Source organism: Halomonas sp. (assembly GCF_031581305.1).
Lineage (GTDB): Bacteria > Pseudomonadota > Gammaproteobacteria > Pseudomonadales > Halomonadaceae > Halomonas.
This window is the reverse complement of record NZ_JAVLBC010000097.1, coordinates 1-12,114: the sequence shown is the minus strand read 5'-3', so window position 1 is coordinate 12,114 and position 12,114 is coordinate 1. Positions and strand designations below refer to the sequence as shown.

12 protein-coding genes and 1 pseudogene are annotated in these 12,114 nt (G+C 64.4%); 7 read left to right on the top strand and 6 right to left on the bottom strand.

Annotated elements, in window-relative coordinates; genetic code table 11:
- Nucleotides 1-806: aldehyde dehydrogenase family protein (locus RI841_RS09630; RefSeq protein WP_310705384.1), on the top strand; the 806-nt coding region annotated here is incomplete at its 5' end.
- Between the two features lie 106 nt (nucleotides 807-912).
- Here the strand turns inward: RI841_RS09630 and RI841_RS09625 are convergent.
- The 4 genes from RI841_RS09625 to RI841_RS09610 all read right to left on the bottom strand — a co-directional run bounded on the left by RI841_RS09625 (nucleotide 913) and on the right by RI841_RS09610 (nucleotide 4,638).
- Nucleotides 913-1,803, bottom strand: a complete 891-nt coding sequence (locus tag RI841_RS09625; protein ID WP_310705383.1) for a glycine betaine ABC transporter substrate-binding protein — start codon at nucleotides 1,801-1,803, stop codon at nucleotides 913-915.
- Nucleotides 1,804-1,837: 34 nt separating this feature from the next.
- Nucleotides 1,838-2,512 carry an isochorismatase family cysteine hydrolase gene (locus RI841_RS09620; protein WP_310705382.1) on the bottom strand — a complete coding sequence of 225 codons (675 nt, stop codon included), beginning with the start codon at nucleotides 2,510-2,512 and terminating at the stop codon, nucleotides 1,838-1,840.
- Nucleotides 2,499-3,095, bottom strand: coding sequence for a transcriptional regulator (locus RI841_RS09615; RefSeq protein WP_310705381.1), 597 nt, complete (start codon nucleotides 3,093-3,095; stop codon nucleotides 2,499-2,501). The genes RI841_RS09620 and RI841_RS09615 overlap by 14 nt, the downstream gene beginning before the upstream one ends.
- Nucleotides 3,096-3,330: 235 nt before the next feature.
- A complete protein-coding gene (locus RI841_RS09610; protein ID WP_310705380.1) occupies nucleotides 3,331-4,638 on the bottom strand; it encodes a diguanylate cyclase in 1,308 nt (435 codons plus the stop codon).
- Nucleotides 4,639-5,167: 529 nt separating this feature from the next.
- Between RI841_RS09610 and RI841_RS09605 the strand changes: the two are divergent.
- From RI841_RS09605 to RI841_RS09595, 3 genes and pseudogenes are all read left to right on the top strand, one after another.
- Nucleotides 5,168-5,969 (top strand): annotated as a pseudogene (locus tag RI841_RS09605) (FAD-linked oxidase C-terminal domain-containing protein); the annotation flags it as partial.
- 150 nt (nucleotides 5,970-6,119) lie between these two features.
- Nucleotides 6,120-6,632, top strand: coding sequence for a substrate-binding domain-containing protein (locus RI841_RS09600; protein ID WP_310705379.1), 513 nt, complete (start codon nucleotides 6,120-6,122; stop codon nucleotides 6,630-6,632).
- 135 nt (nucleotides 6,633-6,767) lie between these two features.
- On the top strand, nucleotides 6,768-7,304 hold the full coding sequence (locus RI841_RS09595) for an N-acetyltransferase (RefSeq protein WP_310705378.1): 537 nt from the start codon (nucleotides 6,768-6,770) through the stop codon (nucleotides 7,302-7,304).
- Here RI841_RS09595 and RI841_RS09590 read toward each other — a convergent pair.
- A complete protein-coding gene (locus RI841_RS09590; protein WP_310705377.1) occupies nucleotides 7,273-8,604 on the bottom strand; it encodes a glycosyltransferase in 1,332 nt (443 codons plus the stop codon). The two genes, RI841_RS09595 and RI841_RS09590, sit on opposite strands and share 32 nt — an antisense overlap.
- A gap of 109 nt (nucleotides 8,605-8,713) precedes the next feature.
- On the opposite strand from RI841_RS09590, the gene RI841_RS09585 reads away from it, so the two are divergent.
- The gene (locus tag RI841_RS09585) at nucleotides 8,714-9,085 is read left to right on the top strand and encodes a DUF393 domain-containing protein (protein WP_310705376.1); all 372 of its coding nucleotides are present in this window, start codon (nucleotides 8,714-8,716) and stop codon (nucleotides 9,083-9,085) included.
- A gap of 80 nt (nucleotides 9,086-9,165) precedes the next feature.
- On the opposite strand, the gene RI841_RS09580 is transcribed toward RI841_RS09585, so the two are convergent.
- Nucleotides 9,166-9,624, bottom strand: a complete 459-nt coding sequence (locus RI841_RS09580; protein WP_310705375.1) for a potassium channel family protein — start codon at nucleotides 9,622-9,624, stop codon at nucleotides 9,166-9,168.
- A 172-nt stretch (nucleotides 9,625-9,796) separates the two neighbouring features.
- Between RI841_RS09580 and RI841_RS09575 the strand changes: the two genes are divergently transcribed.
- Nucleotides 9,797-11,380 (top strand): thymidine phosphorylase family protein, encoded by a 1,584-nt coding sequence (locus RI841_RS09575; RefSeq protein ID WP_310705374.1) that lies wholly within the window; start codon nucleotides 9,797-9,799, stop codon nucleotides 11,378-11,380.
- Nucleotides 11,381-11,393: 13 nt separating this feature from the next.
- The coding region (prs, locus tag RI841_RS09570; RefSeq protein ID WP_310705373.1) for a ribose-phosphate diphosphokinase at nucleotides 11,394-12,114 on the top strand (721 nt) is incomplete at its 3' end.

Below are 12,114 nucleotides of genomic sequence, written 5' to 3'. Positions count from 1 at the left end.
GGGCGATCTATCGCCGTGGCGCCGACAACGGCAAGCGCGTGCAGGCCCTGGGCGGGGCCAAGAACCACGCCATCGTGCTGCCTGACGCCGACCTGGACAATGCCGCCAGCACCCTGATCGGGGCCGCCTACGGTAGCGCCGGCGAGCGCTGCATGGCGATCTCGGTGGCAGTCTGCATGGGCGACGCCACCGCTGATGCCCTGGTGGAACGGGTCAGCGACCAGGCGCGCACCCTGAAGATCGGCCCCGGCACCGAGAAGGGCCTCGACATGGGCGCCCTGGTCAACGCCGCCCACCGCGACAAGGTGGCGGGCTATATCGAACAGGGCGAAGCGTCCGGCGCTGAACTGGTGGTCGATGGCCGCCAGCACCCGCTGGTCGAGGCGTCCCCGGGCTACTTCCTGGGCGCCAGCCTGTTCGACCGGGTCACCCCGGAAATGAGCATCTACCGTGACGAGATTTTCGGCCCGGTGCTCTGTGTGGTACGCGTCGAGACCCTCGAGGCGGCCATCGCGCTGATCAACGCCCACCAGTACGGCAACGGCACCTGCGTGTTCACCCGCGACGGCGAGGCCGCACGGCGCTTTGCCGACGCCATCGAGGTGGGCATGGTGGGCATCAACGTGCCACTGCCGGTGCCGGTGGCCTTCCACAGCTTCGGCGGCTGGAAGGAGTCGCTGTTCGGCGACCTCCATGCCTATGGCCCCGACGCGGTGCGCTTCTACACCCGCCGCAAGGCCGTCTCCCAGCGTTGGCCTGCCCGGAACTCACAGGAAAAGGCCCAGCTGAACTTCCCCTCCAGCTGACGCCGTCCTGTTCCCAGCGCGCTTGCATCGCCCATCCCTCGTGGATGGGCGATGCTGTTTCAGTGGCCTACCGCTATCGTCCCTGCCGGCCAACAGTACCGGACGTTTATTGGTCTGACTGCCCGAGCATTTCGTCCACGCGCTCGCGGTTCTCTTCTATCCACGCGGCGGCGGAGGCCTCGAATGAAGTGCCGTCGTTTTCATACGCGGCCATCATCGCTTCCAGCTCGGCCACGCTGATGCTCCATTGGGACATGATGTCATACGCGCGCGGATACTTGTCTTCGATCCCCTGATAGGAGAGCACGAAAACGCTGTCGTACTTGAAATGCTCTTGCGTGTCCTCCAGAAACTTCAGGTCGTACTGCGTGAACATGGAGTGCGGACGCCAGCCGGTGATGATGAACGGCTCTTTCTTGGGCATCTTTTCCCTGATCACGCCCATCATGGCCGCTTCGCTGGTGTAGGCAAGCTGATACCCATCAAGGTCATAGTCTTCATCGGCCATCACCTGCTCGGAGAGCTCGACGATGCCCGCACCGGCGCCGATGGTCACTACCTGACCGCCGAACTTGTCAGCCTTGCCCGCCAGGTCGCCGATGGTCTCCTCCTCGACATAGGCGGGAACCACCCAGCCTAGCGGCACATTTTCATAGCTGGTGGCGACCTTCTGCAGGTCGTCCCGGTATTCGCTCCACAGCGCCTGCTCGGTGTAGGGCAGCCAGGCGTCCATGAAGAAGTCGATCTGCTCGACCTGCATGCCCTGGAAGATCGCCGGCTGGGCGAGCAGCTTCTTCTCGACGTTGTAGCCCGCCTCTTCCAGGATCTGCGCGGCAATGGCGGTGGGCGCTTCGGTGCTGGTCCAGGCCGGCATGCCGAAGGTGATGGTCGTGTCCTCGACATCGTCGGCCGCCAGCGGCCGCTGATCGGCGGCGTGGGCACCCGCGGCGATCAGTGTGGAAGTCAGCAACGTCGTGGATAAGCGTGTGAATCTCATGCGTTCTCCTGTATCTGTGGTCAAAAGGTCCTGATCACTGCTTGTCGGCAGGTGCAGTAAGCGTGCCGAAAGCCTCGCGCAGGGTTTCCGGGGTAAAGGGTAGGGCATCGACCTTGTCCGCCTGCCAGGCGGCATGCTGGCGTCCTTCCAGACACTTGATCATGTTGTCGGTATCCAGCACTTCCAGGGAGTAGACCCAGTTGGCCATGATCGTCATCGCGGCCATGTGGGCACCCTCGTTGGAGGCGGTACACATGTCGTGGACCAGATGAATTCGGTAATCGCGGAAGTAGGCGTCGAACACGGATGTCATCAAGCAGCCGTCTGTCACCACGCCGCCGATGATCAGCCGCTTGACGCCGAGGCTTTTCAGCATCAGGTCCAGGCTGGTGTCAAAGAAGGCGCTCCAGCGGTATTTATCGATCACGATATCCCTGTCCTGGGGCTTGACCGCCTCCAGAATCTCGATGCTATCGCGGTTATCGGCATAGAACTGCGGCTCGCCGCTGGCATGGCGAGGCTCATCGAGCGAGAGCCCAACACCATCGTGGCGATTGATCTGGCGTGTGTAGATCACCGGGATATCGGCCGCGCGGCAGGATTCGATCATGCGCTGAGTGTTGCGCACCACCCCATCCAGCCCGAACAGGCCGAAACCGCTCTCCTTCTGTAGATCAATCACTACCAGGGCGGTTTCACTTGTATCCATGCTTGATGTTCTCCTGGATGGGTTCGTGGCCTGATGGCGGCTCGTCGCACTCGGGCCGGGGAAAATGCTCGAAGATCTCTCCTGACTCCATGGCATTGGCCAGCTGCATGATCCAGCGCAGGTAAGCTTTCGAGCCACTTACCAGTGCCTGATCCTTGGCGGCCAGCTCTCTGATGTCGCTGTCTGCCCCGTGATTGGCGATCTCGCGCATTACCGGCTCGGTTTGCTCGACCGCCTTGTGAATGATGCCGCGCTCCAGGCGCAGCATCTTGACCATGAAGCTCAGGAAATTCTTGAAGAAGTCCTTCTCGGCAATGTAGTGGTCCTTGCGATCGCCTTTCTTCCAGACCTTCACCACCATGCCGGTGTCGATCAGCTCGCGGACGCCGGTACTGACGCTCGCCTTGCTCATGGCGACCTCGTCCTTGATGTCGTCGAGCGTCAGCGGTGATGCAGAGAAATAGAGCACGGCGTAGATCCGCCCCACCGAGGGCGTGACGCCATAGGCCACCATGCTCTGGGCAAGGGCGCTGATCACCACATCGCGCGCCTCCTCCAGACGCTGCGTGTCGGTCTCCTGCATGGCACACCCCGCTGTTCAACTTGTATTGAAAACTTTGAACAAGGTAAACAAGTCGGCGAGGGTCGTCAAATCGGCAACAAAAGGGGCACTCCGATCTGGTTGCGCAGCGGCTCATTTGCTGAAGCATCCCGACTGGCGCCAGGCAGTCTCGGTGGCCGGTGTCGGCGTTTGCGGCGCACGCCAACGCCGCCTGGCCAGCGTCTGGCAGGTCGCGGTATGGAGTGTTCGAGTGCTACTACGCTGGGGAAGGGCCGGAGCCGTTGCTGTCGGGAACCGGCGATATGTAGACTTCAACCCGATTTCTGCCAAGGGCTTTTGCCCGGTAGAGCGCTTCATCGACGCGTTGGGCCAATGACCTGGAATCCTCCCGAATGGCAAGCTCTACCACGCCGAAACTGGCAGTGATGGTGTCGAGTTGCTCGAAGCGATGATCGGCAATCACCCGGCGCAATTTTTCGGCTACGCCTCTGGCTGCATCCAAGCCAGTCTGCGGCAGTAGCACCATGAATTCCTCGCCTCCCCACCGCCCCTGGCTGTCGATGCTGCGAATGTTGTCATTAACCAGCTTGGCGACCGTTATCAATACGTCGTCACCGGCATTATGTCCGAAGCGATCATTGATTTTCTTGAAGTAGTCCAGGTCGTACATGATCATCGAGAGCGGCGTATCGTACCGGGCGGCACGCTCTATCTCGTGCTCAAGAAGGCGGTTGAATTCCTGGCGGTTCGTGATGCCGGTGAGACCATCCGTGATCGCCATCTCCAATACCCGTTCTTCGGCCTTCTTGCGCTGGGTGACGTCCAGGAGTATCCCGGTCCAGACAATCGAGCCATCCGCCTCCTTCTGCGGCATGGAATGGCTTTCGATCCAGCGGATCGATCCGTCGCCGTGGCAAATGCGGAATTCTGCATGGAAATGCGACAGGGTCTTCGCGGTTTCCTGGAGTCTGGCTTCGACATCCACGGCATCCTCGGGAAGTATGTGGGACATGACCGGTTCCGCGGATGTTCCAGACAATTCCTCCTGGGTCAGACCGCCCAATTCGGCGATCCCTTCACTGAAATAGGGAAAGCTGCGCGAGCCATCCGGCGCCATGCGGTACTGGTGCAGTGCTCCGGGCACCTGGGAGGCGATGCCTTGGAGCAGTTCCTCGTTCTGACGGAGCTGTTCTTCGGTCTCCTTGTGTGCCGTGATGTCGCGGACAATACAGAAAACCAGTTTCTCTCCCCTGTAGTAAGCCCCATTGTTGTTGAGCTCCACATCAATGGTGGTGCCGTCCTTCCGGCGCTGCTGCGTCTCGAAATGCGCGCCTGAACTGTCGACGTTCTGGAGCATTTCCAGCAGTTCCTTCTGGCTGAATTGGGTATCCCAGTCCCATACATGCAGGGCCTTCATCTCCTCGGGGGTATAGCCGAGCATGTCGGCATAACGCCGGTTTGCCCGGTACACGCTGCCATTCTGCCGGAGTACCACCATCCCATCCCAGGCATGTTCGAACAGGGTGCTCCAGAGAATGGTTTCGTGCTTTGTCAGTGATTGCATATCCAGTTTCTGCAACTCCTCGAGGAACAGACCTGAAAACAGGTTCGATGTCCTCATGATAGCAGGTGTAAGGTACGTGAAACTCACATCGGAGCAGGAGCCGACTACCTGCGATACCCAGGCGTAGAGGCGTGACGCTTCAGGTGTGGTTCGGGCTCGCGCCATCGGGCAGCGTCACTTCTTCTCTTCTGCCGCGATTGACCAGGCCTGGCTTGCCAGGTTAATCAAAGTGTCGCTTCACAAGTCATGAATGCCGTCCTCGATAGTGACGTTGAGTCCCGCCAGGTGCGGGGTCAGGCCGGGGGGGCAAGGGCCAGCTCATGCAGCGCTCGCGCCCCATGGCCTCTTCTTCGCGCTGGAGCTCTCTCCACCTCCAATCGCGCGACGATCGGCGGCATGATCGCCACCCGACCGGTCAGCGAAAATGAGCTCGACGATCTCTGCGTCCACGATGATGCCGTGGGCCAAGTGCATCGCATGGCCCGCGAGATCATCGACACCGAACGCGAGCGTCTCCGCGACACCTTCCCGCCGCTCGCCCTTCGTCGAGGACACCGCCGTGCTGCCGGAGCACCTGGCCGACTACATCGCCGAATTCCACGCCCTGCTCGACGCGACGAACTCGAGTACGGCATGTTCGGCCATGTCGATGCCGGGGTGCTTCACGTGCGCCCGACGCTGGACATGAAGGAACCGGCCCAGAAGGCGCTGGTCCGCAAGATTTCCGATGCGGTGGCCGTGCTGACGCAGAAGTATGGAGGCCTGCTGTGGGGCGAGCACGGTAAGGGTTTGCGCTCCAAGTTCGCTCCAGCCTTCTTTGGCCCGCTCTCTATCCCGCCTGACGCCGGAAGCGACTCTGCCAGCCAGGCTGTGGAGGTGGAACAGACTTCAAATCAATCCGGCGCTGCGACCGAGGTCGCCGAGGAACCGGTACGGCTGGTCGATCCGGGGCTCTTGACCATCGACGGCGTGCCCACCCGTGGCCAGCTCGATCGTCAGATCGACGAGCGGAACTGGCAAGCCCATGACGACGCCGTCTACTGCAATGGCAACGGCGCCTGCTACAACTATGACCCCGATGACGCCATGTGCCTCCGCTGGAAGGCCTCCCGTGAGCGCATCCACTCGCCGAAGGGCCGTGCCAGCCTGATGCGCGAATGGCTGCGCCTTCAGGGCCACGCTGGCGTCGCTGTACTTGAGGCGTCGCACCGGAAGCGGGCAGAGGGGTGTGGGGCTTCGTCCGCGACTTTCCCATGCGGCTCAAGAACCCCCTTGCCAGGCGCCGTGGTGAGAAGGATTTCTCCCATGAGGTCAACGAGGCAATGGCAGGATGGCGCCCCGGTCACCGCCGAGGCACGTTGGATGTGCCGTGAGGCGTCATACCAGGATGGTCGGAGGACTCAAGCCGCCGGGGGTGGCCTGAACTGACCCCCTACTGATCGCTGCACTATAGCCTGTGCAGTTCTGGAGGGGGTCACGTCATGACGGCCGAGGTGTTCGAGGCCGTACTCGACAATCGTGCGGAACTCGGGCTCGCCACCCAGCGACCGGAGGATCCCCGGCTAGCGGTACCGCTATTTACCCGCGAAGTGCTGGAGCTGGTGGTGCCGGCTCAAGAGAGGGTGCAGGGGTGGGACGACTTGGCGCGGCTCGGTTTTATCGATCATCCCGACGGGCATGACATGGCCACTCGACTGCTGAGCCGCTGCTTCCCCGGCAACCCGGGGATACGCCGCCTGTCCCGGCGCGGCTTCACCAACCAGATTGGACTGATCCTTGCCCTGGTGGCCGAGGGCCTGGGGTTCAGCGTGCTGCCACGTTTCGCGGGCGAGGCGTTTGCGCATGCCGAGGCGATCCGGGTTGTCGACGACATCCCGGCGGTCGTCGATACCCTGTGGCTCCTGCACCGGGCGGAATGGCCGCTTCCGGCCCGGGCCAGTCGCGCTGTGGAGTGGCTCAAGGCCCGGCTGGTGGATACCCGACCCAAGGGATGATGTGTGCTGGAGCGTATTGCGGAGCAGGCCCGCTTCCGGCTGAATTCCTGCATCAGCCTCATGAGCGCAGGCGACTGGCACGGCCATTTCTCCTGCAGGCTGAGCCGCCACGCCAAATCGAGAGGAGGCCAGGCAATGCAGTTGGCACGGTTTCAAGCGCCCCAGGCGGCAGAGGTCCAGGCGCTGTTTGCCAGCACCTTTGCCGATGCCGAGGGGCCGGCAGAGGGTGAACGGGTCGGGTGCCTGGTGCGCCACCTGATGGCCGATACCGACCCGCGGGATTGCCTGGGGGTCGTGGCCATGGAAAAGGGCCGGGTCGTGGGCAGCCTCTTCTTCTCGAGGCTGACATTCGATGCCCCGGTCGAGGCCTTCCTGCTGTCACCGGTGGCGGTGCAGCCCGATCACCAGGGTCAGGGCATCGGGCAGCGCCTGATTCGTTTCGGCCTCGAGCGGCTCAAGGAGAGGGGCGTGACGCGGGTCTTCACCTACGGGGATCCGGCGTTCTACTCGCGTGTCGGTTTCACGCCGGTCGCCGAGTCGACGGTGTCGCCGCCGTTCAGGCTGTCCCAGCCGGAAGGCTGGCTCGGCCAGGCGCTGGAGGGTCATGAGATGACGGCCCTGGCCGGTGTCCCACGCTGCGTCACGGCGTTCGACGATCCCGCGTACTGGTGAGGTACAACGCCACCAGCCTGGCCGCCTGGGTGTCCTCGTGCCACCGGGCAGCGTGTATTCGGCCGCGGCGGGAAAGCATCTCGCGCAGCGCCGGGTCACCCAGTACCCGGTTGACCTTGGCGGCGAAGTCATCATGGGTCTCCTCGGCAATCAGGCAGCCCTCGCCATCCTCCAGGACGTCGCGGGTGCCCATCACCGCGGTGGAGACCACGGGTGTGCCCAGTGCCAGGGCCTCCAGCAGCACCAGGCCCTGGGTTTCCGTGCGCGAGGCGAACACGAAGGCATCGGCGGCGCGGTAGGCGGCCTGCAAGGGGCCGTCGCGATCCAGATACCCCAGGAAGTGCACCGCCTCGCCAACGCCCACCGCCTGTGCCTGTCGGGTCAGCGCCGCTCGAGCCGGGCCCTCGCCGGTAATGACCAGGCGGGTATCGGGGTGCTTGGCCAGCACCCACGGCAGCATCTCGATCAGAAAGCCGATGTTCTTCTCGTGGGCGGTGCGCCCCACGTAGAGCAGCAGCCGGGCCATCGACGGCAGGCCGTAGCGGGCACGGAAGTCGTCCGTCGTCCGGGGCTGCGTGAAGGCCTCGAGTGCCAGGCCGGTGGCAATCACCGCCATGGGCGCTTTCACGCCATAGCGGCTCAGGACATCACGCATGGCGAGGGAGGGCACGACCAGGGCATCCAGTTGGTGGCACTGGCGGACCGAAAGGCGCCGGGCCACGAAGCGCAGCCAGCGCCGCGGTAGCCAGCGCACATAGTGGTGCAGGTACTCCTCGAAGAGGGTGTGGTAGGTCGCCACCACGGGGATGCCCAGCCGCTCGCCCAGGGCGATGCCGGCACTGTGTGCCACGAAGGGCGTATGTACATGGATCAGGTCGAACGCCTGAGTGACGAGCTCTGGCGCCAGGGCCAGCACCTCGCGATAGCGCATCATGCGATCTTCCGGATCACCAGGCACACTGCGAGAGGCAATGCGCAGCACGCCGGGCCTGTCTGTCTGGCCTACCGGATAGGCGGGGCAGATCAGTGTCACGGAATGGCCAAGGCGCTCCAGGGCGGCGCAAAAACTGGTAATGGAGGTGGAGACCCCGTTGACGCGCGGCAGGTAGACGTCCGAAATCATCAGGATCGTCAGGGTGCGGGCCTCTGCGCCGGAGGCGCCAATGGCTGGCAGGGAGGCAGAAGTGAGTCCTCGCTGCGCGTCCCGTTCGGCCTGATGCTGTAGGCTCAGCGCATTGCCATGAGCCAACCGCGTGAGGAATTCCTGTTCTGCTGCGCTGAGCGGTTTGCGCTGGGGCATGCGGCGGGCTCCTGTGGCACTTTCATTGAGCCTGGCGCGCGAGCATGACAGCGGTGTGTCAGCTCAGATGTTCACTGCCGCTAGACCTCGAAGGAAGGAGAGACGCCCGATGATCGATCTGCCACCGCTGAAGGTCTACTACGACGGCATCTGCCCCGGCTGCCGGCAGGATCGCGCCCGCTACGAGCGTTGGGCGGGGGAGGCCGGCCGGCAGGTGGCGTGGTGCGATGTGACCGAGCACCAGGAAATGCTGCGCGAGAAGGGCGTCGACCCGCAGGCGGCGCTGCTCTCCCTGCATGTGGAAGATGAGAGCGGGCGCATCATGGAAGGCATCGACGCCTATATTCACCTGATGCGCCGGGTACCGCGACTCACACCCCTGGCCTGGCTGATCGGCCTGCCGGGGCTAAAGCCGGTGCTGCGCTGGTGCTATGACCGCTGGGTGCGCAGGCGCCTGGCCCGAGAGGGGCGCCTGCCCTGAGGCTTGCCGCGTCGAGCGGCTGTCCCACCGCGAAGCCTTCACCTGGCGGCTCGGGTGTCGCGTCATCGTCGCCGGGGGGCTTAGTGATCGCGTCTCGACCAGTGACGCTGCATCTCGAGAAAGGTGAGCGAGGCCGACCAGGTAATCAGCATGAAGCCGATCAGTGCCTCGGTGCCCGTCATGAAGCGGATCGGGCCGGTGGGGAAGAGGTCGCCATAGCCCAGGGTGGTGTAGGTGATGGCCGAGAAGTAGACGTAGTCGAGGAAGTTGATGGCTCCGATGCCCGACAGGTCCCCGGACAGCGGGTGTTCACCGAGCAGGGCCATGGCCATGGCAAACAGCCAGATCTCGGCAATGTGGGCCGCGAACAGGCCGAAGCTCAGCTTGAGGAAGCGACGGCGCAAGGTACTGCGTGATCGTTCCAGGCCCTGCCAGAGTCTCAGCGAGACCTCGTAATGCAGCAGCACGCAGGCTACGACGGCGATGAGGGTGATGGCCACGGCCCAGAGGTGGCCGACATCCAGGGCAGTATCGAACACGGGCAGGGTTCCTGTTGTCGAGATGCGGCAAGCCTAGCGCGACCCCGGGGGCGTCGTCACGGGCCCGGCCCCTCTCGAATGACGCCCCTGGTGGGCGCTGCTAGGATGGGTCATCCGTCACCTGCGGGACGCGCGGCCCGGCAGGCCGGCGCCCGCCGCAAGGAAGGCTGTCATGACGACGACTGATGCCACCCGGGCGGAAGCCCTGGACGACACTCTCTCGCCACTCTCGCTCAAGCGGGTCGGCATCGATACCTACCGCGAGAACGTGGCCTATCTGCATCGCGACTGCGACCTCTACCGCGCCGAGGGCTTCCAGGCGCTCTCCAAGGTGGAGGTCCGCGCCAACGGCCAGCGTATCCTGGCGAGCCTCAATGTGGTGGACGATGCCACCATCGTCGACGCGCAGCAGCTGGGCCTCTCCGAAGACGCCTTTGAGGCCCTGGGCGTGGCCGAGAACCACCCGGTCAGTGTCTCCCAGGCGGAACCCCCGGCGTCGATTCCCGCCCTGCACCGCAAACTCGCCGGTGAACGACTCTCCCGGGACGACTTCCGGCACATCATCCGCGACATCGCCGAGCTGCGCTATTCCAAGATCGAGCTGACGGCTTTCGTGGTCGGCTGTGACCGCGGCGAGCTCGACCGCGAGGAGGTCTTCTACCTGAGCGATGCCATGAGCCGGGTGGGGCGCCGCCTCGACTGGCACGAGCATCCGGTGGTCGACAAGCACTGCATCGGCGGTATCCCGGGCAATCGTACGTCCCTGCTGGTGGTACCCATCGTCGCTGCCCACGGGCTGCTATGCCCCAAGACGTCCTCGCGGGCCATCACCTCACCCTCGGGCACCGCCGACACCATGGAGGTGCTGGCCAATGTCGACCTGCCCTTCGATGTGCTGGGCGATATCGTGCGCACCCACCGCGGCTGCCTGGCGTGGGGTGGCACCAGCGAGCTCTCGCCCGCCGACGACGTGCTGATCTCGGTGGAGCGCCCGCTTTCCATTGATTCCCCGGGCCAGATGGTTGCTTCCATCCTCTCCAAGAAGGTGGCTGCCGGCTCCAGCCATCTGCTGCTCGATATCCCCGTGGGCCCCAACGCCAAGGTGCGCTCCATGCCCGAGGCGCGGCAATTGCGCCGGCTCTTCGAGTTCGTGGCCGGGTGCATGGGTCTGACCCTGGACGTGGTGATCACCGACGGCAGCCAGCCGGTGGGGCGCGGCATCGGTCCCGCGCTGGAGGCCCGCGATGCGATGCGAGTGCTCACCAACCACATCGATGCGCCCATGGACCTGCGCCTGAAGGCACTGCGCCTGGCCGGGCGGATGCTGGAATTCGACCCGGACGTGCGCGGCGGCGCCGGCTTCGGCATCGCCCGCGACATCCTCGATGACGGCCGGGCGGCCGAGAAGATGCGGGCGATCATCGAGGCCCAAGGCGCCAAGCCCTTCGACCCGGACAACCCGCCGCTGGCTCCCCACAGCTTCGAGGTGCTGGCCGCGGCGGACGGGGTGGTCACCGGTATCGACAACCTCAAGCTGGCGCGCATTGCCCGTCTGGCCGGTGCGCCCAAGGCGGCCGGTGCGGGGGTCGACCTGCTCAGACGCATCGGCGACCCGGTGACAACGGGCCAGCCGCTCTATCGTGTTCATGCTGCCTATCGCAATGAGTTGACCTTCGCGCACCAGTCCACTGAGCGGGATACCGGCATCGTCATCGGCCGCGCCGAGGAGATCATCCGGCTCAACGTCGAGTTTTGAACAGGGAGGTCCGATGACTCGCGCACTGCTGTACTTCCAGGACGAGGCGGCCCCCGCACGGCGCCTCGCCGAGACGGCGGACCTGCCCGCTCACGCGGTCGACTGCCATCGCTTCCCCGACGAGGAGTTCAAGCTTCGGCTTCCCTTCGCCGAGACGGGCGCCTTTCCCGAGACCCTGGTGCTCTATCGCAGCCTTGACCGGCCCAACGATAAGCTCATCGAGCTGCTGCTGCTGGCCCGTCACGCTCGGCAACAGGGCGTGACGCGTCTGGTGCTGGTGGCGCCCTATCTCGCCTATATGCGTCAGGACATCGCCTTCCACCCCGGCGAGATCGTCAGCCAGACGATCGTCGGCGACTTTCTCGCCGAGCTGTTCGACGCCGTGATCACCGTGGATCCGCACCTGCACCGCATTGAGCGCCTCGACCAGGCGATTCCCCTCGAGCACGCCATCGCGCTCTCCGGCGCTCCGCGCCTGGCCGAGCTGATCGCCGAGAAGCGCCTCGCCCCCCTGCTGCTGGGGCCGGATGAGGAGGCGTTTCAGTGGGTACGGCAGGCCGCCGAGGCCACCGGCTTCGATGTCGGCACTTGTCGCAAGGTCCGCAATGGCGACCGGAACGTGCAGGTCGAGCTGCCGGATCTCGAGATCGCCGGCCGCCAGGTGGTGCTGATGGATGACGTGGCGAGCTCCGGCCACACCCTGGCCCGTGCGGCCGAGGCGCTTAGCGATGCCG

What these genes read in the sequence shown, in the direction of transcription:
- RI841_RS09625 (WP_310705383.1), bottom strand. Translation starts at nt 1,803, where the DNA reads ATGAGATTCACACGCTTATCCACGACGTTGCTGACTTCCACACTGATC.
- RI841_RS09620 (WP_310705382.1), bottom strand. Translation starts at nt 2,512, where the DNA reads ATGGATACAAGTGAAACCGCCCTGGTAGTGATTGATCTACAGAAGGAG.
- RI841_RS09615 (WP_310705381.1), bottom strand. Translation starts at nt 3,095, where the DNA reads ATGCAGGAGACCGACACGCAGCGTCTGGAGGAGGCGCGCGATGTGGTG.
- RI841_RS09610 (WP_310705380.1), bottom strand. Translation starts at nt 4,638, where the DNA reads ATGCAATCACTGACAAAGCACGAAACCATTCTCTGGAGCACCCTGTTC.
- RI841_RS09600 (WP_310705379.1), top strand. Translation starts at nt 6,120, where the DNA reads ATGACGGCCGAGGTGTTCGAGGCCGTACTCGACAATCGTGCGGAACTC.
- RI841_RS09595 (WP_310705378.1), top strand. Translation starts at nt 6,768, where the DNA reads ATGCAGTTGGCACGGTTTCAAGCGCCCCAGGCGGCAGAGGTCCAGGCG.
- RI841_RS09590 (WP_310705377.1), bottom strand. Translation starts at nt 8,604, where the DNA reads ATGCCCCAGCGCAAACCGCTCAGCGCAGCAGAACAGGAATTCCTCACG.
- RI841_RS09585 (WP_310705376.1), top strand. Translation starts at nt 8,714, where the DNA reads ATGATCGATCTGCCACCGCTGAAGGTCTACTACGACGGCATCTGCCCC.
- RI841_RS09575 (WP_310705374.1), top strand. Translation starts at nt 9,797, where the DNA reads ATGACGACGACTGATGCCACCCGGGCGGAAGCCCTGGACGACACTCTC.